This window comes from Halomonas sp. CnH100-B (assembly GCF_024124605.1).
Taxonomy (GTDB): Bacteria; Pseudomonadota; Gammaproteobacteria; order Pseudomonadales; family Halomonadaceae; genus Vreelandella.
Genome location: NZ_JAMXRX010000002.1, coordinates 510,575 through 531,920, shown reverse-complemented (window position 1 = coordinate 531,920; position 21,346 = coordinate 510,575). Strand labels below are relative to the sequence as shown.

The following is a 21,346-nucleotide window of genomic DNA, read 5'->3' as shown; positions in this document are numbered from 1 at the left end:
CTGGCCCAGCACCAGCCCTTTTTCATACGTTTAGCAGTAGAGAGACGGCATGTCCGCAATACCCCACACCCTTACCCTACCTGCTCCCGCCAAGCTGAACCGTATGCTGCATATCGTAGGGCGTCGCCCAGACGGTTACCATGAACTGCAGACGCTGTTTCAACTCATCGACCTGTGCGACTACCTGAGCATGACACTACGCCACGATGGCGTCATCGAACTCATGACGCCAATGGCAGGCGTCGCCCACGATGACAACCTGATCGTTCGGGCAGCCACGTTATTGCAGCAGGCCAGCGGCACCCACCTAGGTGCGTCGATCACCATCGAGAAGCATCTGCCCATGGGCGGCGGTCTGGGTGGGGGCAGCTCCAACGCGGCCACCGTGCTCAAAGGACTCAACCAGCTCTGGCAGCTGGGGCTTAGCGATGCCTCCCTGGCAGAGCTGGGGCTAGCCTTGGGTGCCGACGTGCCGGTTTTCGTCCATGGCCGCAGCGCCTGGGCGGAAGGCATCGGCGAAAAGCTGACGCCCGTGACCCTCGACACTCCGTGGTTCGCGGTCATTCACCCCGGCATTAGCGTTTCCACCCCGGCCATCTTCCAAGACTCGGAATTGACACGCGACAGCCTCCCCATTACTATGGCGCGCGCACTGCAGGGGGGAGTGGCCGAGTGGCGTAATGACTGCGAAGCTACCGTCAAAAAACGCTACCCGCATATTGCGGAAGCGCTTGACTGGCTCGCGCAGCATGCACCTAGTCGGCTGACGGGCACAGGCGCCTGTTTGTTTGCAGCATTCGATTCCAAAGAAGCTGCGCAAACGGTGGTTGAACAGGCTAATCAGCGCTGGCAAGCATGGGTCGCGCGCGGACTTAACACCTCTCCCCTACAAGATGCTCTGGGCTGCTGAAAGCGCCCGGTCATCGCATTAGGTTATTGCTGGGGTATCGCCAAGTGGTAAGGCACCGGTTTTTGGTATCGGCATTCCCAGGTTCGAATCCTGGTACCCCAGCCAATTCTAATGTTGATCTGCGTTTTCTCCCCTGATCCCCAACACTGCAAAGGTGGCTGCGCGTGTCAAAATTGATGGTTTTCACCGGGAATGCCAATCCCGAACTCGCTCAAAAGATTGCCGAGAGCTTAGACAGCCGTATGGGTAACGCAACGGTTGGTCAATTTAGCGACGGCGAAATCGCGGTCGAGATCAATGAGAACGTGCGTGGTAAGGATGTGTTCATCCTGCAATCCACCTGTGCCCCGACGAACGACAACCTGATGGAACTGATCCTGATGGTCGACGCTCTGCGTCGCGCCTCAGCGACCCGTATTACGGCAGTGGTTCCCTATTTTGGTTATGCCCGCCAGGACCGTCGTGTACGCTCCGCCCGTGTTCCCATCTCTGCCAAAGTCGTGGCGGACATGATGGTGAAAGCAGGCGTTGACCGCGTCATGACCATGGACCTGCACGCTGACCAAATCCAAGGTTTCTTCGACGTACCGGTTGATAACGTGTACGGCTCACCGATCCTGCTGGACGACATCGAGCGTCAAAACTACGACGATCTCGTGGTTGTTTCCCCCGATGTTGGTGGTGTTGTGCGTGCCCGCGCCATCGCCAAGCAGCTCAACGCCGATCTGGCCATCATCGACAAGCGTCGCCCCCAGGCGAACCAAGCCCAGGTGATGCACATCATCGGTGAAATCGAAGGCCGCACCTGCGTGGTCGTCGATGACATGATCGACACCGCCGGCACGCTGTGTAAAGCCGGTGAAGCTCTGAAAGACCACGGCGCTGCGCGCGTTGTTGCGTACGCCACGCATCCGATTTTGTCCGGCCCCGCGGTCGACAACATCACCAACTCTGTACTGGACGAGGTTGTCGTGACCGACACCATTCCGCTCGCCGACCACGCGCGTCGCAGCGGAAAAATTCGTCAGTTGAGCGTTGCTGGCCTGATTGCGGAAGCCATTCGCCGCGTCAGCAACGAGGAATCCGTCAGCGCGATGTTTCACTAACGCCTGACGTTATGAGCCCCCACTTGGGGCCCTGGAAACGTCGTCGTCTGGTCGCGGGCGGCGGCGTTTCCTTACTTAAACCAAGAGGCAAATTCCATGTCTGATTTTATCCTGCAAGCCAGCGTTCGTAACGACCTGGGGAAAGGTGCGAGCCGCCGCCTGCGTCGTGCGAACCAACAAGTACCGGCCGTTGTATACGGCGGTGAGAAAGGCGCTCAGTCGATCTCCGTAGAAAAAACTGCGTTCTACAAGGCGATCGAAGACGAGTCCTTCTTCTCCTCTGTCATCAAGCTGGTGATCGACGGTAAAGAAGAGCAAGTGGTTGTTCGTGACCTGCAGCGTCACCCGTTCAAGCCGCTGCTGACCCACGCTGACTTCCTGCGTGTTGACGCCACTCACGAAATCACCATGAACGTGCCGCTGCACGTGGTGAACGAAGAGAAGTGTGTCGGCATCAAAGACCAGGGCGGCGAACTGCACGTGCTGGCGAACGAAATCGCCATCAGCTGCTTGCCGAAAGACCTCCCGGACTTCCTGGAAGTGGACATCAGCAAGGTCGAGCTGGGCACTACCCTGCACCTGTCTGACCTGACCCTGCCGGCCGGCGTCACGTCTGTTGACCTGGCCCACGGTGAAGAGCACGACAACGCCATTCTGAGCATCACCAAAGTGAAAGTACGTGGCGATGACGAAGAAGAAGGCGAAGGTGAAGGCGACGCAGAAGGCAGCGCCGAGTAAGCCTTGCTAAAGGTGCTGCCAGCCCACGCTGACCAGCGCTACCTGGGCCATGCTCGCATGGCCCAAGGATGTTAAAATCAAGCGCTTCGGCGCTTGATTTTTTTTTTTGCGGCATGGGGCTCGATAGCCTCAGGCAGCCGCCTGCGGAGGCAGCTCCGTCACACGTCGTCATATCTTCCAGAACCTTTGGAGGTGGGAAAATGAGCCAGGTAACGGCCATTATAGGACTGGGCAACCCAGGCGCTGAATACGACGCCACCCGACACAACGCGGGCTTTTGGCTAGTCGACGCCATTGCACGCAGCGCCCACACCGAACTGCGTCCTGAGAAAAAGTTTTTAGGGCTCTACGCCAAAGCCCGTGTGGGTGACCATGAGCTGCACTTGCTCAACCCCACCACGTTCATGAACCGTAGCGGTGCGGCGGTCGCAGCGCTTACCCAATTCTTCAAACTATCCCCGGAGAATCTGCTGGTCGCGCACGACGAGCTCGACCTTCCCCCGGGGCAGTCACGCTACAAAACCGGCGGCGGGCACGGCGGCCACAACGGGCTGCGCGATATTATCAGCGCCCTGGGCAACCAGAAGCAGTTTCACCGCGTGCGCATTGGCATTGGCCATCCCGGCGAGGCGAAGCAGGTGGTCAATTACGTGCTGGGCCGCCCCGGCAAGGCCGAGCAAGAAGCCATCGAGCGCTCGCTGGACGAGTGCCTGGCCACGCTGCCGCTCGCGCTTTCCGGCGACTGGGCTAAAGCTATGAACCGCCTACATAGCGTAAAATAGCAGCACGCTGTCGGACTCTATTACCACGCGTTACGAACGCACTCTTTTCACACCGGGCAGACGCACGAACGGTTGCGCCGCCCTAGCGGTCAGGAAGTTATTTTATGGGCTTTAACTGCGGTATCGTCGGCCTACCCAACGTAGGCAAATCCACGCTCTTCAATGCGTTGACCAAGTCTGGCATTGATGCGGAGAACTTTCCGTTCTGCACCATCGAACCCAACGTCGGTATCGTACCGATGCCCGACCCGCGACTGGACAAGCTGGCGGCCATCGTAAAGCCCGAAAAAGTGCTGCCCACCACCATGGAGTTCGTGGACATCGCGGGCCTCGTAGCGGGCGCCTCCAAGGGGGAAGGCCTGGGTAACAAGTTCCTGGCCAATATTCGTGAAACCCAAGCGATTGCCCACGTGGTGCGCTGTTTCGATAACGACAACGTCATCCACGTCGCCAACCAGGTCGACCCCCGCGCCGATATCGAGACCATCAACCTGGAACTTGCCCTGGCCGACTTGGACACCGTCGAGAAAGCCAGCCAGCGCCTGGTGCGCGTGGTGAAAGGTGGCGACAAAGACGCCATTGCCACCAAAGCCGTGCTGGACAAGATCCAACCACATCTGGCCGAAGGCCAGCCGCTGCGCAGCTTTGGGCTAGACGAGGACGAGAAGCGCCAGGTGAAAAGCTTCGGCTTCTTGACTCTCAAGCCCACCATGTACATTGCCAACGTCAATGAAGATGGTTTCGAGAACAACCCCTACCTGGACATCGTCAAAGAGATCGCCGCCGAAGAAGGCGCGGTCGTCGTGCCGGTGTGCAACCAGCTAGAAGCCGAAATTGCCGAGCTCGAAGACGAAGAGCGCAGCATGTTCCTGGCCGAAATGGGCATGGAAGAGCCAGGACTCGACCGCGTGATTCGTGCGGGCTACGCCTTGCTGGGCCTGCAAACCTACTTCACCGCCGGTGTGAAAGAAGTCCGCGCCTGGACCGTGAAACAGGGCGCCAGCGCGCCGGAAGCCGCCGGTGTGATTCACACCGATTTCCAGAAGGGCTTCATTCGCGCCGAAGTCATCGCCTATGACGATTACGTCGCGCTGGGCGGTGAGCAAGGCGCCAAAGACAACGGCAAATGGCGCTTGGAAGGCAAAGAGTACATCGTCAAAGATGGCGACGTGATCCACTTCCGCTTCAACGTATAAGCGAGAAAAGAAATAAATGCTTGACGGGCGTCGCCTCCCTGAGTAATATTCGCCCCCGTTGAACGGCTACGTAGCTCAGCTGGTTAGAGCACATCACTCATAATGATGGGGTCCCCTGTTCAAATCAGGGCGTAGCCACCAACACCGAATTACGCTAGCAATAGCAAGGCCCGCTGACTAAGTCAGCGGGCCTTTTTCGTTTCTAACCAGGCGGTTGAATCAGGAGAGCGTTGGGCGATTCAGGAACACCGTCAGCGCCCGCGTCAGGTAATCCACATCTCGCGTGCCGGACGTTTCACGAATCGAGTGCATCGCCCACTGGGGCAATCCTACGTCGATGGTCGGCACGCCCACTTCCGTAGCGGTAATCGGCCCAATCGTGCTGCCGCAGCCCATATCTGCCCGGGTGACGAATGACTGCACCGGCACATCCGCTTCGCGGCACATATCTCGGAACAGCGCGCCGGTGACGCTATTGGTGGCGTAGCGCTGGCTCGCGTTCACCTTGATCACCGGACCACCGTTGATGGCCGGGCCGTGGCGTTCATCGTGCTTGTCGCGGAAGTTCGGGTGCAGCGCGTGGGCATTATCGCAGGAGATCATCAGCGACGACTGGATCAGCTGAATCAGCGACTCCTCACTGCCGCCACCGACCTGGGCGTTCAAGCGCTTTAGCACATCGCCCAGGAACGGCCCCTGTGCGCCGCAGGCGCTGGCACTGCCCACCTCTTCATGGTCGTTCGCCACCAGCAGCGCTCCTTGGCTGCCATCGCACTCCAGCAGCGCCTCTAGGGCAACGAAGCACGACAGCAGGTTATCCAGCCGTGCGCTGGCCAGCAGCTCTTTGCGCAGCCCAACCAGTGACGGCGGCTGAACGTCGTAAAAGCCCAGCTCGAAATCCACCACCTCGACCGCACGCAGGCCGTGCTGCTCTTCCAGCCACTGCCCCAATAGCTCGTGCAATTTGGCGGTATCGCTCTGCATCAGCACCGGTGCCATTTGCGTTTGCGGATTGATCGAGCGCCCCCCGTTCACGTCGCGGTCCATGTGGATCGCGAGGCTCGGAATCATCGCGATGGGGCGGTCTACGTTCAGCAGCACGCTTTCCAAACGGCCATCGGCATGGCGCACGTGTACACGCCCCGCCAAACCCAAATCGCGGTCGAACCAGGGGGCTAGCAGCACGCCGCCATATACCTGCACGCCCAACTGCAGCCAGCCGGCCGAGTACTGGGTCGCGTTGGGCTTCAGGCGCAGCCCTGGGCTATCGGTGTGAGCGCCCATCATACGCAGGCTAGTCAGTTTGCCAGCGGGTAACTGAAACGCGATCACCGACGAATCGTTACGCGTCACGTAGTAGCGCTTTCCTGGCGCGAGCTGCCAGTTCGCGGTCTCTTCCAGGCGCGTGAAGCCCGCCTGCTCCAAACGCTCAGTCATGCTCTGGGTGGCATGCCATGGCGTAGGCGACTGCTGCAAAAAATCGCACAGCCGCGTTAAACGTTCCGCGTTGAAAGCCTCGGACATGGAATTCCTCATAACAGTAATGATTGAGTCTCACAGGGGAAATGACCTGCTACAATGCTCCCTCGGCCTACGCAACTCATAGGCTAACTGCGGGTCTAGGGAAGAATGAGTGTACACAAATCCGGGAGAGCTTGACTGATGAGCTTGTTTGCAACGCTTTCGCGCTCGGTCGCCCTTGCCGTGATGCTGGTGATCACCAGCCCGGCAGCGCTGGCGCAACTCGCGCCGACCGACGAACAACGCCAAGCGGCAGTGGAAATTGCGGATTCACTCCGCTACGGCCACTATGCTGATATTACTTTCAACGAGCAGTGGTCGCAGGAAGCTTTCCAACGCTATCTGGATATTCTGGATGGTCAGCGCGCCTACCTACTGAACCGAGACATCGAACCCTATCGCCACCTTGAGAACGACATGGCCGACGTGCTGTTCGATGGCGACCTGGACGACGCTTTCGCCCTCTACAACCGCCTGAGCGAGCGTCACACCGCCCGCTTGGAGTGGCTGCTCGCCGAATTGGACGAAGGATTATCGCTGGAGTTCAACAGCGACGAGCGCCTGGAAGTGGATCGTGAAGACGCTCCCTGGGCCACCCGCGACAGCGAGCTGGACGAGCTATGGCGCAAACGGTTGAAAAACGACGCCCTGACCCTCGCTCTTACCGACCAGGACGCGGAGCAGATCGAAGACAACCTGCGCCAGCGCTACGAAGGTCAGCTCTCGCGATTACGCCAAGCGGAATCGGAAGATGTGTTTGGCCTGCTGATGGCCGCTATCTCCGGCACCATCGACCCACACACCGGCTACCTCTCCCCTCGTCAAGGCGAATCCTTCGATATTCAGATGAGCCTCTCGCTGGAAGGCATTGGCGCGCTGCTGCAAGCGGACGGTGAATACGTCAAAGTCTCCAGCCTCGTGCCCGGCGGCCCCGCTGAGCGCGCAGGCGTGCTGGAACCGGCCGACCGCATCATCGCCGTCGGCCAGGAAGAGGGCGAGATGGTCAACGTCGTCGGCATGCGCCTGGATAACGTCGTCGATCTGATTCGCGGCCCCAAAGGCTCCGTGGTACGCCTGGACGTAGTGCCTGCCCAAGCCGTGGACATGACCCGCTCGCAAATCGTCGAGATCACCCGCGACACGGTCAGCCTGGAAGATCAGGCGGCTGACAGCGAAGTGATCGAAGTGATGCGCGACGGCGAGCCACATCGCATCGGCGTCATCAACGTGCCCACCTTCTACGTCGATTTCGACGCCTGGCAAGCCGGTGAAGAAGAGTATCGCAGCACCACCCGCGACGTGGCCCGCGAAATCGAGAACCTCAAACAAGCGGGTGTGGAAGGTATCGTGCTCGATCTGCGCAATAACGGCGGCGGCGCACTGCAAGAGGCCAACTCGCTGATCGGCCTGTTCATCGATCGTGGCCCCACCGTGCAGGTACGCGACGCCCAGGGCCGCATTCAGCTCTACGGCGACACCGAAGCAGGCACCGTGTACGACGGCCCACTCACCGTGCTGGTAAACCGCCTCTCGGCCTCTGCCTCGGAAATCTTCGCCGGTGCCATTCAAGACTATGGCCGCGGCATCGTGGTGGGCGCCTCGACCTTTGGTAAGGGTACCGTTCAAACCCTGAACGAGCTGAGCCACGGCGAGATCAAACTGACCCGCGCCAAGTTCTACCGCATTTCAGGTGACAGCACCCAGAATCGCGGTGTCGAACCGGACATCACCTTCCCTAGCCTGATCGACCCCGAGCGCATTGGCGAAAGCAGCCTGGATAACGCCCTGGCGTGGGACAACGTGCAAAACGTACAGTACCGCCGTTACGGCGAGCCGGAACGCGTGTTGCCCGCGCTGATTGCTCGCCATGAAGAGCGCGCCAAAGAGAACCCCAACTTCCGCTACCTGGAGCGTCAGTCCACGCTGGCTCGCCAGCTGCGTGAACAGCACACCAGTGTCAGCCTGAACCGGGAACAGCGCCAACGCGAGCTAGAAGCCCAAGAAGCCGAACAGCTCTCACTGGAAAACCAGCGCCGCCGCGCCCTGGGGCTGCCTGAACTGGAAGAGTGGATGGACGCGCGTAGCGACGGCACCGCCGCCACGGAAGATGCCGAAGCTGAGAACGACAGCGACGACGAAGAGATGCCTGTGGACCGCGCCCACGTGCTCGAAGCCGCTGAAGTGCTGCTTGACTACGTTCACCTGCAAGAGAGCCAGCGCATGGCCAAGCGTTAACCCACGCTTACTCTGCGCTAGCAACAACAACGCCAGCCCGAGGGCTGGCGTTTTTTGTGGATGCTTGCTGGAACCGAAACGCTGCTAGCAGAGGGCAGCGCGCCGCGCCGGACGATCCCCCATACGCGCCAAGCGCTGCGTCAGCGCCTCAAGCTGCACCGCACTCCCCTGCGCACCTGATTCAATAATCGACTGCGCCCAGGCAGGCAATTGCGGCGTTAAACGGTAGTAGACCCACTGCCCCTCCCGCTGATCCATCAGCAGGCCGCACTGGCGCAGCTGCGCCAAATGGCGCGACACCTTGGGCTGAGACTCCTCCAGCGCATAGGTCATCTCACACACGCACAGCGACTGCTCCTGGGCAATCAACAGCACCAGCATTAGCCGCGTTTCATCGCTCAAACACTTAAAGACCTGCAGCGCCTGCAGGCTAGCCGCTTTCCCCACGACACCTTCCTACGCTATAAATTGAAGCAGCTAGTTTACGCCAAGCTGGGGGGTAAGGCTAAGGGGTTGGGTTGGGTTGGGTTGGGTTGGGTTGGGTTGGGTTGGGTTGGGTTGGGTTGGGTTGGGTTGGGGCACAAAGTATTTTACTATGGAGAAAAATATGTGAGGTGTATAGCAGTATCGGATGCTGAGCAGGATGAACACCAACACCATAAGCAATTGATATCTATTAAATCAACTAACAAATTAAAAGCTAGGTATACCAACAATTATTTTCAAAGTTTTATGGCATGCTCCAAGTCTTAAGGCTGACAGTAGAGCCTAGCGCCTCAACTTTATCTGTAATAATCGGCAGATCAGGAAGGCCATACTGTTTATTGACTGAACTCAGCACTTTGTAGATCATAGAATTACTATCTAATAAAGGATGTATACACACAGCATCGATAAACTCGCTAAGTTCTCGACCACCAGGACAAACACTAAGATATAAGCCATCTAACTCCGGATGCGGATCAAAAAGTTTTTCTTTAAAATTTTTCCGGGGATGAACAATAATTCTCATCTCACTCTCATACTCATATATCGCTGGTTTTATACTAAAAGTACCGATTCGAACGTCTTTTCCAACGCCTAGTTTCTTAATCAAACGACTGCGCAACTCTTTATTGGGGTTCTTCAAGCCTTCAATATACTCAACATCGACTATTTGAGCATCCATACCATTTTGATCTAACCAGCTAGAATTTTCCTTCAATAGCTCTTCTAACCTACTTGTACGGACTCGAACAGCCACAGACTCCTCGCTACCTCCGTAGACATTCCACATAGCAAGAGACATAAAATCAGCTCTATTCCAGCAGCTAATATAGGTACACTCTCTTCCAACGGCCACCTCTTCAACCCACTCATTGACCCTGTCATTATGACCATTATAATTACTTAACCATGAGTTTAAAGTTGTTTTTATATACTCGTACCTCTTATGAGGATAAACCGTAACCAGACCTTTCAAAACATCACCCAAAACTGAACCTCTATCTTTATTATCTAAAACGTCATAGAGATTCATTCCTTCAGACAATATCTTATTCTGATCACTCCCTGTTTTTTCGAGCAACTCACTCAATCTATCAGCATAAAGCTTAAGCCCTGCCCAATGATTTTTGTCCCCCCATAGTACGGCGTGGGCTATCCATTTTCCTTCTGTAGCATCATTAAACAAAGATGCTTTAGGTACAAAAATGCTTTTAGAGCTGACTAAATCAATATACTTAGCAAGAGACATATATCTCCACACGTAATCCCCAGACATTCCCTCCTCCTTCATAAAAAATTATGCTTCCGTTTCTAAAAACTTAATTAACTCTTCAGGATAAGCTACACGTCCATCTGCTTCAATCAGACGTATCCAAGCCTCACAAAATGCTGCGGACATACCTTTTTCATTAATTTTTGAAAAATCATCAGCATGCTTATTACTATTAGAGTATCTATCTGCTGAAGCTTGTAACTTCAGATATGCTGCAAAAATTCTTTGGAAGAATATCACACCTGTATGACCTCTTATAACTTTTATACAATCCTCCAACTCACTTCCACTCACAAGCTCATAATTGTATAAATATCTATTTACAAACTCTATTGCAGCTCCGTTATTGTTTTTTTCAAGCCATTCTTGATGACCAAAAATTGGCAATGAATTTTCAATTTTAAAATCAAACCAATGAATAGTGCCTATAGGATAAGTGCTTTTCTGGATATCCTTTGCGGCCAAAGAAATAGCCGCAAGAATTCTAAAGCATTCATCCAAACTAGAAATAAATGCTTGCATTGCGTCTCTCTTGAACTCAGATAAGCATAAATAAAGATAAGCATCTTTAATTATACGTGGGTAGAAAAAATAATTCTCAAATGAGTGCCCTGCTGTTAGCAACATATTATTACAGAAAAGGCTTTCCTTTTTCAGGTCGCGAATAACCTGCTCTAGCTCAAATCCATCAAACTCTCTATCTAGTAGAAAAAACAAATTATTATGGGACTGAGTATTTCTAGTAGCACGATGTACTTTTAAAATCTTTTCTTTATTATTCTTACCAGTTAAGCGGCAATCTCCTCTAATGCCCTCGGCAGTGTCGACCTTAATATTTTTGTTAGGAAGTTTGACATGTAGTAGATTCTTAAAATGCTTCATGTCATCCGCACCTTCAACTAAGACTCTAACCTTAGAGCTCATTCTTGTTTTTATAATATATTCAGCAATACTATAATTGAGAGCCATCAAACAAAACTCCCATCATCTTCATCAAGATAATTATCGGCCGACTTTTCAAGACCTTCTTTAAAAATAGGAACTACCTCTTTCATGTAATCCCCATAGTCTCCAGCAATGGAGGGAGAATGTGTACATACAATTATTTGACGGTCTCCTAACTGATCCATCATCTTACCTAGCAACTCTTCTTGCCAGTCAATATGTAATGAAATTTCAGGCTCATCAATTAGAACTGAAGTGCTACCGCTCATTTTATTAACAGCATAAAGCATAGTCAGCAACTGTCTTTCCCCTGATGACATAACTTTAATACTACTCCAGGTATCGTCAGGAAACTTAAGCCCAACTTTAGTATTTCTTTTACCAGAACCTAGCTCATAAGAAAGCTCTTTGCCTTCCAAAAAACTATTTACAACTTTGAAATATGTTTCAATCTCTTCAAAAGCCTTTTTCTGAAACAATCTTCTTTCTTTTAGAGCATCTCTATACACTGCCAAAGCTCCAGAGGTAGAACCAACTAACGATCCAGCTTGTGAGCTTCTTTCAAAAAGAGAGCGAAGGTTTTTATAAGCTTCAGAATTTTCTTCCAATGCACCTAATCTGGTACTTTCTGTTGTTTCAGTAAGTTCTAAAATCTCACTTAATAATGTTTCTGAATCGTAGTTTTTGGGGGGGCCTTCAAGCAAAGCAGCAAACACTTTTACAAAAGAATCACTAAAAATTGAGCTTTCAAATCTACCGATGCTAATTTGAGCTTCTTTTATTTCATCTTTTAAACTCTGCTCAATATCTATTGGTGAGGGAAAATTTATCACGGGCAGGAAAGGTCCAAAAAGGTCCCGAGAAAATGAGGTTATTTGCCTAGCGGGCACTCTACTATTTCTAACAGCTCTCCTATATACCAGCTCAGAAGCTTCTCTTTGAGAAGACCAAACTTCCAACATTGTTCTAAATGCCGGAAAATAAGAAATATCCACAGCTCTAAGATCATTTAAAGAAATAAAATCTCTTACTTCTTTAAATAACGGTTGCTGCGAATATTTGCTGAAGTGCTTTTCTGATTCTATTTCTCTGATAGCTTCTAACGCACTGCTTTTTAGAAAAGAAATGCAACTCCCATAATGAGTCCACACTTGTATTTCAGCATCACTCTCATTTTTTTCTTGAACAATCCGAATACTACTCCGATCAGAATAAGTCACTTTAATACTATCAAATTCTAAAAATGCAAACCTTAAAAAATCACAATTTGCAACATTGGCAATAATATGTAGAAGAGTGGACTTACCTGTACCATTTTTTCCATGTAGCACACTTAAATTTTCATTAAAACTTATATCTAGATCATACCTTCTGTGTATATTGCGCAGCTCAACATTCTTAACATATATAGTAGCCATTTATAACAACCTCTAAGATGACACATTACCTAAATATAATATTTAGCTATATTGGCCCAAAATTTTAACTACTCATAACATACCAGTCTGAAGTAAGTTAGAATCACATTGACACGAATGCCTCTACACAGCATCGAATTGATACAATTTCTCAGTTACAAATAACATGAATACTTAGGCTTTACCAGGATTTCATTGGACTAAGCTTTTCCTCTATCAGCAAGGACTGAACTCTCTTTTTTCGACTCACTAGCTATCCACCACTAAAAAGACACACAAATTCCCATGATTTCGCATGACTCCCATGCCTTCAAAACCCGCCTAAAGCCCAGCAAAAACGGGCTTTGGCCCGTTTTTGCTGGGTGCATGAAGAACTACCCCACAAGCGAACACCGCAGGCGGGTGGGGGGCAACGCGCCGTGGGGTGGCAGACTAGGGGCCAAGCAACAGAGCCATACGGCCGCTACGCGAAGCTACATAATGCCTTGAAACGAAAAAGCCCCGCTCAATGGCGAGGCTTAGGCAGAGTAAAGATTAGCGCTTAGGCTTTAGCAATCCAGCCCAAATCAGTCCTAAAAGATATAAATTTCAGATAGTTAGAATAAGGTTCATACTCAGCAAGATGTGTTGCAACCAACGCAAAGGCATAAAACAAGCGCCGTTAGACAAACACCCACACACAAAAAATCACCCAAAATGCCAGTTGGCAGCGGGCGGGCACTCATTTAGATAGGAAAGATGGTAAGCTAGATGGCTCCCCGAGCAGGACTCGAACCTGCGACCCAATGATTAACAGTCATTTGCTCTACCAACTGAGCTATCGGGGAACAACAAAAAAATCTTTAGCAGAACAGCAGCTTGGCTCCTCGAGCAGGACTCGAACCTGCGACCCAATGATTAACAGTCATTTGCTCTACCAACTGAGCTATCGAGGAACATCGTTTGCTGTTGCGTTTGAACCAGAGCCTATCACTTATCAGTATTCACTTAAAATGTTCTAAGCAATTGTGCTGACAAGTGTTTTGGCTCCTCGAGCAGGACTCGAACCTGCGACCCAATGATTAACAGTCATTTGCTCTACCAACTGAGCTATCGAGGAACTGCTCAAACACGGTGCGTAGTATACTGATTGAATCGCGCGGGTCAAGTATCGATTATGGGGGAATGCTAGCCCCTGGTTTGCTGTGTCCGTATAATGCAGCCATTCGACGGCAGCGCTGCCGCTGTCTCACCGTTATTTCATTCATCCCTCGTCCCCTTTGACGACCCATAGATGACAGGTACCGATGGCGAAGAAGCTCTTCATCAAAACGCACGGCTGCCAAATGAACGAGTACGACTCCTCGCGTATGGCGGACCTACTCGGCGAATCTCACCAGCTGGAGCTCACCGATAACGAGAAGGAGGCGGATGTCATCCTTCTCAACACCTGCTCCATTCGTGAAAAGGCGCAGGATAAGGTGTACCACCAGCTAGGCCGCTGGAAAAAGCTGAAAGACGCCAATCCCGATCTGGTAATTGGTGTGGGTGGCTGCGTGGCCAGCCAAGAGGGTGAGGCGCTGCGCAAACGCGCCCCTTACGTGGACATGATTTTTGGCCCGCAAACGCTGCACCGCGTGCCGAAAATGCTCGACGCCCGCAACAACAACCAAATTGCGGCGGTGGACGTCACCTTTCCGGAAATCGAGAAGTTTGACCACTTGCCCCAGCCCAAGTCCGATGGCGCGACGGCCTTCGTCTCGGTCATGGAAGGCTGCTCTAAGTATTGTACGTTCTGCGTGGTGCCCTACACCCGTGGCGAAGAGGTCTCGCGCCCCTTCGAGGCGGTGATGGATGAAGTCATCCACCTGGCCGACCAGGGCGTGCGGGAGATCAACCTGCTGGGCCAGAACGTGAACGCCTACCGTGGCGAGAACGACGACGGCGACGAGATCGACCTGGCCGAGCTGATTGCCTGCGTAGCCGCCGTCGATGGCATTGACCGTATTCGCTTCACCACCTCGCATCCGGTGGAGTTCACCGACAGCCTGGTGGACGCCTTTGCCGAGATACCGGAGCTGGTCAGCCACCTGCACCTGCCGGTGCAATCAGGTTCTGACCGCATCCTTAGCGCCATGAAGCGCGGGCACACGGCAGAAGAGTACATCGAGAAGATGGAGCGTATCCGCGCGAACCGTCCAGATATCAGCTTCTCTTCCGACTTCATCATCGGCTTCCCCGGTGAAACGGAAGAAGATTTCGAAGCGACGATGGATCTGATTCATCGCATCGGCTTCGACCACTCGTTCAGCTTCGTTTACTCGGCGCGCCCCGGCACCCCGGCGTCTGGCTTGGCCGACGACACGCCGGAAAGCGTGAAGAAGCAGCGCCTCGCCATCCTGCAGGAGCGCATTCTGCAGCAGGCGGCGCAAATCAGTCGCCGTATGGTGGGTACCACGCAGCGCATTCTAGTGACCGGGTTTTCACCGAAAGACCCCGGTCAGCTCTCTGGGCGCACCGAAAACAACCGCGTAGTGAACTTCCGCGCGGCCAACCCGACCGAGCTGATCGGCTATTTCGTCGATGTCGAGATCACCGAAGCGCTGCCCAACTCGCTGCGTGGCGAGCTTGCCTCCGGCGAACGTTATTGATCGCTCGCGTATCCTAGGTAATTGCCCCGGCCCCGCCGGGGCAGTAAGCTGAGTCTCACATACATCAACTGACGGGTTTCTTACTCTTGAGCCAGCCATCACCTCAGGCCAATCGCATTATCACCCTAAGCCTTGAACCCAATGACCCGCAGCGTCTCGCAAGTCTCTGCGGCCAACAGGACGAGCATCTAAAGCTGATTGAGAGCCGCCTGGACGTGACGTTGCGCAACCGTGGCAACGTTTTTCAGCTGGCCGGTGCCGCGAACCGTATCAAAGCGGCCGCCAACGTGCTGGAACACCTCTACCGTGAAACCGCCGCCGATGAACTTTCGGCGGATACCGTGCACCTGTTCCTGCAAGAATCCGGCCTGGAAGCGCTGGAGGAGGAAGAGGATGGCGAAGGCGGTAGCGATGAAGTGATCATGCGCACACCGCGCACCATGATCAAACCCCGCGGCTTGAACCAGCAGCGCTACGTGCAGAGCATCCGCGAACACGACATCAACTTCGGCATCGGGCCAGCGGGTACCGGTAAAACGTACCTTGCCGTGGCGGCTGCCGTGGAAGCGCTCAACCAGCAAGAGGTGCGCCGCATTCTGCTGGTACGCCCAGCTGTGGAAGCCGGTGAGAAACTGGGCTTCCTGCCGGGCGACTTGGCGCAAAAAATCGACCCGTACCTGCGCCCGCTGTATGACGCGCTGTACGAAATGATCGGCTTCGAGCAGGTGGCGAAACTGATCGAGCGTCAGGTGATCGAGATTGCCCCGCTGGCCTACATGCGTGGCCGTACGCTGAACAACTCGTACATCATTCTGGATGAAAGCCAGAACACCACGCCGGAGCAGATGAAAATGTTCCTGACACGGATCGGCTTTGGTTCCACCGCCGTGATCACCGGCGATATTACCCAGGTCGACTTGCCGCGCGGGCAGCGCTCAGGGCTGTCGCAGGTGCTGGACGTCCTCAAAGACACCCCCGGCATCGGCGTGACCCACTTTGCCGCTAAGGACGTGGTGCGTCATCCGCTGGTGCAGCGCATCATCGAAGCCTACGACGAGTTCGAGTCTCAGCAGGAAGTGGCCGAGCGCGCCCGGCGTGAAGCTCGCCAGCAGGAGCGCGAAGCGCGTATGCAGGCCATGGAACGCAACAGCTATAGCGACCGCTCGGGAGAGAACGACCGATGAGCGATATCGTGATCGACCGGCAGGCGGCCATCGACGAGCCGCGGCTGCCGTCGCTCGAACAGCTCACCCATTGGGTGAGCTGTGTCTTTTCTCGCCATCCGGATGACGAACGCCAAGAGCTGACCATCCGTTTCGTGGACGAAGAGGAGAGCCAGGCGCTGAATCGCGACTATCGCGGTAAAGACAAGCCCACCAACGTGCTCTCGTTTCCGTTCGAGAACCCACCCGGCATCACCCTGCCGCTGCTGGGCGATCTGATCATTTGCCACGTCGTGGTCGCCCGCGAAGCCGACGAACAGCAGAAACCGCTGGCCCACCACTATGCGCATATGGTCGTACACGGCACGCTGCACTTAATGGGCTACGATCATATCGACGACCAGGAAGCCGAGGAGATGGAGCAGCTAGAGCGCGAGCTGTTGGCGACTCTCGATATTCCTGATCCTTATCACGCGTAAGCCGCCCCCCTAAATCAAGCGAACGTTTAGAGTGGTGTCAACGGCAACTCAGTGATAAAACGATGGCGTGTACGTACGATCATCCTGGTAACACCTTTTTTCGTAACTGAGAGATTTGACGCAATGAGCGAAGACCGATCGAGCAACCCCAATCAAAAATCATGGCTCGAGAAACTCTTTGGCGCCCTTTCCGGAGACAACGACGAACCCAGCTCGCGGGATGAGCTGATGACGTTTTTACGCCACACCGCAGGGAAACTGAAGCTGGATCAAGACGCCATCATGATTATTGAGGGGGCGCTCGATATCAGCGATCAGCAGGTGCGTGAAATCTTGATCCCACGCTCTCAGGTGTCGGCCATTACCCTCGACCAAACGCGGGACGACTACCTGCCGTTGATCCAAGAGACCGGCCACTCCCGCTACCCGGTGGTGGGCGAGAACCTGGACGACGTAAAAGGCATTCTGCTGGTCAAAGACCTGCTGCCGCTGCTGTCGCAATCGCAAGAGAGCCGCGACGCGTTCAAACTGGAAGACGTGCTGCGTCCGGCGATGTTCATTCCCGAATCCAAGCGCCTCAATACCCTGCTCAAAGAGTTCCGCGAAACCCATAACCACATGGCGATCGTGGTGGACGAGTACGGCGGCACGGCGGGTATCATCACCATCGAAGATATTCTCGAACAGATCGTCGGGGATATCGAAGACGAGCACGACACCGATGAAGAGGACGACATCCGCACGCTGGAGAACGGCCACTTCGCCATTCGCGCCCTCACGCCCATCGAAGACTTCAACGAACGCTTCGGCACCGAATTCTCCGATGACGAATTCGATACGGTGGGCGGGCTGGTGATGCAGCAGTTTGGTCACCTACCCGGTCGCGGCGAACACACGACGCTGGGCGGCTGGCGGTTCGTCATTCTGAACGCCGATAACCGCCGCATTCGCCTGCTCGAAGCCTATCGCGACAGCAACGCCGCTGACGACGAACCACAGGACGACTAGGCGGTCGTTCTCTCACTGCCTCTACCACCCTAGATAGGATATCGCCATGGGGTTCACACCCACGTTGACGCTACAGCTGCTCGCCGCCCTGGTGGCGGGCGGCTTCACCACGCTGACTGCTTCCCCTTTCGAACTCTGGTGGCTAGGCCCGGTGGCCATGGGTCTGTTGTACGTGGGCCTACACACGCTTACCCCGCGCCAGGCAGCGCTAAAAGGCTGGCTGTATGGCGTGGCGCTGTTTGCCAGCGGCACCTCATGGGTTTACGTCTCGATTCACGACTACGGCTATACCGGTGTGCCGCTCGCGGTCTTTTTAACCGCGCTGTTTGTGGGCGTACTGGCGCTGTTCTTCGCGGGCACGTTCTGGCTCTACCGGCGCTTTATCGCCCCCCGCTGGGCGCTGCTTACCTTCGCAGGCGCGTGGGTGCTGGGCGAAGTGCTGCGCACTTACTTGTTTACCGGCTTCCCCTGGCTGCTGGTGGGCTCTAGCTACGTGGACTCCCCGCTGGCTAGCTGGGCACCCGTTGGGGGCGTGTACTTACTCTCGCTGCTGGTGGTGCTTACCGGCACGCTGGGGGTGGAAGTGCTGCGCCGCCAGTGGTGGGCCGCGCTTCCGCTGGCGGCCATTTGGCTAGCCCCGCTTGCGCTACCCCACCAGTGGACGACACCGGTCAGCGAATCGACTCGCGTGGCGCTGCTGCAGGGGAATTTGCCGCAGCTACTCAAGTGGACCCCCGAAGGCCAGCGCACCGCCGCCAATACCTACAGCGAGTTGACTCGCGACGTCGCAGACGAGGCAGATCTGATCTTGTGGCCGGAAACCGCGCTGCCCATGATCGATAGCCAGGCGCGGCCCGTGCTGGAACGAGTGCAGGCCAACCTGCCCGTCGACACCGCACTGCTGACGGGCATCGTGCAGTTGGATGAGGACGACCGCTACTTCAACAGCGTGATTGGCGTTGGTAACGTGGAAGGCAGCTACCAAAAAGAGCACTTGGTGCCGTTTGGTGAGTACCTGCCGCTGGAGAGCCTGCTGCGCGGCGCAATCAACTTCTTCGACTTGCCCATGTCCAGCTTTACCAAGGGCGCTGCGGATCAAACGCCCATGCAAGCGGCCGGTGTCGCTATCGGTAACGCCATTTGCTACGAGATCATCTACCCTGAGCTGGTCGCCCAACGGGCGGCAGACAGCGGCGTGATCGTGACCGTTTCCAACGACACGTGGTTCGGGGCCTCCATTGGCCCGCACCAGCACCTGCAAATGGCGCGCCTGCGCGCCTTGGAAAACGGCCGCTACGTGGTACGTGCCACCAGCAACGGTATTACCGCGATCATCGACCCGCGTGGCAACGTGGTGGACCGCGCGCCGCAGTTCGAGACCACCTACCTCACTGGCGAGTTTTACGCCATGGAGGGGCTCACGCCGTTCACCCGACTGGGCAGCCTGCCCGTTTGGTTGCTGGCGGGGTTACTGCTGCTGCCGGGGTTCGTGCGTCGGCGCTAATGCCCATAGCCCAGCGGCCATACAAAAGCCCCCAGCCACGTTCGTGGTCGGGGGCTTCGTGTTAGGCGGCTTCGTTAAAACGCGCCGGCTAAGTACTGCTGGGGATTTCTCCTAACACTTCCGGAATGGTCATGCGCACGTAGCGACCCGGTGCGGGTTCGATCACTTTTAACTCCCCCTCCCCCGGCTGGCGGGCGGGCACCATCTTTTTCGGGTCGGCATCCGCGTAGCCGTTCTCCGTCACCCACGCTTGCCAGTGGGGCCACCAGGAGCCTTCGTGGAAGGTCGCGCCTTCCTGCCAGGCGTCGTGACTGTCGGGCAGCGTGTCGTTGGTCCAATAGCCATATTTGTTTTTATGGGGCGGGTTCACGATACCGGCAATGTGTCCAGAACCACCCAGCACGAAGGTCGTCGGGCCTTTGGGCAACAGTGCGCCATAGTAGGTGCTGTTCCACTTGGCGATGTGGTCCTCTTTGGTGGACACAAAATAGCTGGGCGCCGAGATTTTGCGCAGGTCGATTTTGACGCCATCCAACTCGATGCCGCCGGGTTCCACCAAGCGGTTTTCAAGGTACATATGGCGCAGGTACCACGCGTGGGTACCGGCCGTCAGGTTGGTGCCGTCGGTGTTCCAGTAGAGCAGATCGAAGGCCGCCGGAATCTCGCCCTTCAAATAGTTGTTGATATAAAACGACCAGAACAGGTCGTTTTCCCGCAGCAGGTTGAAGGTATAGGCCATGGAGCGGCCATCCAGATAGCCCTTCATCTGCATGGTTTGTTCGATACCCTGCACCACGCGCTCGTTCAGGAACACGCCGATATCACCCGGATCGCGGAAATCCTGCAGCGTGGCCATATAGGTGACCGACTTCACCTTGCGGCCACGGCGGGTGCTGGTGAGGTAGGCCACGGTGGAGGCCGTCAGCGTGCCGCCCACGCAGTAGCTCAGCAGGTTGACCGACTTCTCGCCACAGGCATGCTCGATGGCCTCCATGGCACTGATCGGGCCCATCTGCATATAGTCGGCCCAGGTAATGTCGCGCTGCTCGGGACCGGGGTTACGCCAGGAGATCAAAAAGACCGTGTGACCTTGATCGACCATCCACTTCACCAGCGAGTTATCTTCCCGCAGATCGAGGATGTAGTACTTGTTGATCCAGGGCGGCACGATCAACAGCGGCGTTTTGAACGTTTTTTCGGTGGTCGGCGTGTACTGAATGAGCTGAATCAGCTCGTTTTCATACACCACGGCGCCAGGCGTTACCGCGATATTCTCGCCCACGCCAAAGGCGCTGCGGTCGGTCATGCGCACGTTGATGCCCTCTGCCGAGTTGGCGAGGTCTTCCCGCAGCCGGGTCAGGCCATCGACGAGATTCTGGCCTTTGGTTTCCAGGGTGCGGCGCATCACTTCCGGGTTGGTGGAGACAAAGTTGGTGGGTGACATCGCATTCACCAACTGTCGGGCATAGAACGTCAGGTTGCGCTTATGTACGGGGTCTAACCCGTCGAGGTCGTTAATCAGCTCGTCGACCATCTGCGAAAACAGCAGGTATTGCTGCATGATCGCCATGTAGTAGGGGTCGGTGGTCCAGGCGTCGTCCTTGAAGCGGCGGTCATGTTTGGGCGGCGTCACCAGCGGAGCCACCTGTTCACCGGCCATGGCGCGCACGCCCTGCTGCCATAGCAGCCACTGGTCTTGCAGCAGCCGCGACTGGGTCTGCCACAGCAGATTCGGGTTGCTCATCAGCGAGCGGGCGGCGGCTTCGAAGCTCTCGCGCATATCGCTGTAGACGGAGTCGGCGGCTTCGCTGGGCGCCATGCGTGTCAGCAAGTCTCCCAAGAGCGCTTTGTACTGCTCACCAATATCGTCGAGCTGCTCTTTCCATGCCTCCATCTCTTCTTGCGAATAGTGTTGAGACGGCATTTTCCACCCTGACTGCATACCACTTCCC

Annotated in this window: 17 protein-coding genes and 5 tRNA genes; 13 read left to right on the top strand and 9 right to left on the bottom strand. The window is 55.2% G+C overall.

The features are described 5' to 3' along the window. The first annotated feature begins 49 nt into the window (after positions 1–49). The 7 genes from ispE (at position 50) to NH398_RS06065 (ending at position 4,873) form a co-directional block, all read left to right on the top strand. Complete coding sequence (gene ispE, locus NH398_RS06095; protein WP_253017227.1) at positions 50–910, top strand: 4-(cytidine 5'-diphospho)-2-C-methyl-D-erythritol kinase; 861 nt, start codon at positions 50–52, stop codon at positions 908–910. Positions 911–940: 30 nt separating this feature from the next. Then, positions 941–1,015: transfer RNA gene (locus NH398_RS06090), tRNA-Gln, on the top strand. A gap of 59 nt (positions 1,016–1,074) precedes the next feature. Beyond that, complete coding sequence (locus tag NH398_RS06085; RefSeq protein ID WP_026001771.1) at positions 1,075–2,016, top strand: ribose-phosphate pyrophosphokinase; 942 nt, start codon at positions 1,075–1,077, stop codon at positions 2,014–2,016. A gap of 96 nt (positions 2,017–2,112) precedes the next feature. After that, complete coding sequence (locus tag NH398_RS06080; RefSeq protein WP_159341652.1) at positions 2,113–2,754, top strand: 50S ribosomal protein L25/general stress protein Ctc; 642 nt, start codon at positions 2,113–2,115, stop codon at positions 2,752–2,754. A gap of 200 nt (positions 2,755–2,954) precedes the next feature. After that, the gene (gene pth / locus NH398_RS06075; protein WP_159341651.1) at positions 2,955–3,536 is read left to right on the top strand and encodes an aminoacyl-tRNA hydrolase; all 582 of its coding nucleotides are present in this window, start codon (positions 2,955–2,957) and stop codon (positions 3,534–3,536) included. A 104-nt stretch (positions 3,537–3,640) separates the two neighbouring features. Then, positions 3,641–4,732 carry a redox-regulated ATPase YchF gene (gene ychF, locus NH398_RS06070; RefSeq protein WP_159341650.1) on the top strand — a complete coding sequence of 364 codons (1,092 nt, stop codon included), beginning with the start codon at positions 3,641–3,643 and terminating at the stop codon, positions 4,730–4,732. A gap of 64 nt (positions 4,733–4,796) precedes the next feature. Continuing rightward, positions 4,797–4,873: transfer RNA gene (locus NH398_RS06065), tRNA-Met, on the top strand. Positions 4,874–4,951: 78 nt separating this feature from the next. Here the strand turns inward: NH398_RS06065 and NH398_RS06060 are convergent. Further along, positions 4,952–6,256 carry a M18 family aminopeptidase gene (locus NH398_RS06060; RefSeq protein ID WP_253017225.1) on the bottom strand — a complete coding sequence of 435 codons (1,305 nt, stop codon included), beginning with the start codon at positions 6,254–6,256 and terminating at the stop codon, positions 4,952–4,954. 138 nt (positions 6,257–6,394) lie between these two features. Here NH398_RS06060 and NH398_RS06055 point away from each other — a divergent pair, with 138 nt between their 5' ends. Further along, on the top strand, positions 6,395–8,488 hold the full coding sequence (locus NH398_RS06055) for a carboxy terminal-processing peptidase (RefSeq protein ID WP_159341648.1): 2,094 nt from the start codon (positions 6,395–6,397) through the stop codon (positions 8,486–8,488). An 84-nt stretch (positions 8,489–8,572) separates the two neighbouring features. Here the strand turns inward: NH398_RS06055 and NH398_RS06050 are convergent, their stop codons facing one another. The 7 genes from NH398_RS06050 to NH398_RS06020 form a co-directional block, all read right to left on the bottom strand. Further along, positions 8,573–8,935: a metalloregulator ArsR/SmtB family transcription factor gene (locus NH398_RS06050; RefSeq protein ID WP_305947625.1), complete on the bottom strand. Its 363-nt coding sequence runs from the start codon at positions 8,933–8,935 to the stop codon at positions 8,573–8,575. A 283-nt stretch (positions 8,936–9,218) separates the two neighbouring features. Continuing rightward, on the bottom strand, positions 9,219–10,250 hold the full coding sequence (locus NH398_RS06045) for a hypothetical protein (protein ID WP_253017223.1): 1,032 nt from the start codon (positions 10,248–10,250) through the stop codon (positions 9,219–9,221). 21 nt (positions 10,251–10,271) lie between these two features. Further along, positions 10,272–11,216, bottom strand: a complete 945-nt coding sequence (locus tag NH398_RS06040) for a DUF4435 domain-containing protein (protein ID WP_253017221.1) — start codon at positions 11,214–11,216, stop codon at positions 10,272–10,274. Further along, positions 11,216–12,610, bottom strand: a complete 1,395-nt coding sequence (locus tag NH398_RS06035; protein ID WP_253017219.1) for an AAA family ATPase — start codon at positions 12,608–12,610, stop codon at positions 11,216–11,218. The genes NH398_RS06040 and NH398_RS06035 overlap by 1 nt, the downstream gene beginning before the upstream one ends. A 751-nt stretch (positions 12,611–13,361) precedes the next feature. Then, positions 13,362–13,437 (bottom strand) — tRNA-Asn (locus NH398_RS06030). Between the two features lie 32 nt (positions 13,438–13,469). Then, positions 13,470–13,545 (bottom strand) — tRNA-Asn (locus tag NH398_RS06025). A gap of 88 nt (positions 13,546–13,633) precedes the next feature. After that, positions 13,634–13,709 (bottom strand) — tRNA-Asn (locus NH398_RS06020). Between the two features lie 187 nt (positions 13,710–13,896). Between NH398_RS06020 and miaB the strand changes: the two genes are divergently transcribed. From miaB to lnt, 5 genes are all read left to right on the top strand, one after another. After that, a complete protein-coding gene (miaB, locus tag NH398_RS06015) occupies positions 13,897–15,240 on the top strand; it encodes a tRNA (N6-isopentenyl adenosine(37)-C2)-methylthiotransferase MiaB (RefSeq protein WP_159341646.1) in 1,344 nt (447 codons plus the stop codon). An 86-nt stretch (positions 15,241–15,326) separates the two neighbouring features. Beyond that, entirely contained in the window at positions 15,327–16,424 is a 1,098-nt protein-coding gene (locus tag NH398_RS06010) for a PhoH family protein (protein WP_159341645.1), read from the top strand. Then, positions 16,421–16,882 (top strand): rRNA maturation RNase YbeY, encoded by a 462-nt coding sequence (gene ybeY / locus NH398_RS06005; RefSeq protein ID WP_253017217.1) that lies wholly within the window; start codon positions 16,421–16,423, stop codon positions 16,880–16,882. Before NH398_RS06010 ends, ybeY begins: the two co-directional genes overlap by 4 nt. Positions 16,883–17,005: 123 nt before the next feature. Beyond that, positions 17,006–17,890, top strand: coding sequence for a transporter associated domain-containing protein (locus NH398_RS06000; protein ID WP_159341643.1), 885 nt, complete (start codon positions 17,006–17,008; stop codon positions 17,888–17,890). A 46-nt stretch (positions 17,891–17,936) separates the two neighbouring features. Continuing rightward, on the top strand, positions 17,937–19,394 hold the full coding sequence (gene lnt / locus NH398_RS05995; protein ID WP_253017215.1) for an apolipoprotein N-acyltransferase: 1,458 nt from the start codon (positions 17,937–17,939) through the stop codon (positions 19,392–19,394). An 88-nt stretch (positions 19,395–19,482) separates the two neighbouring features. On the opposite strand, the gene phaC is transcribed toward lnt, so the two are convergent. Next, positions 19,483–21,336 carry a class I poly(R)-hydroxyalkanoic acid synthase gene (phaC, locus tag NH398_RS05990; RefSeq protein WP_253017213.1) on the bottom strand — a complete coding sequence of 618 codons (1,854 nt, stop codon included), beginning with the start codon at positions 21,334–21,336 and terminating at the stop codon, positions 19,483–19,485. Positions 21,337–21,346: the final 10 nt, after the last annotated feature.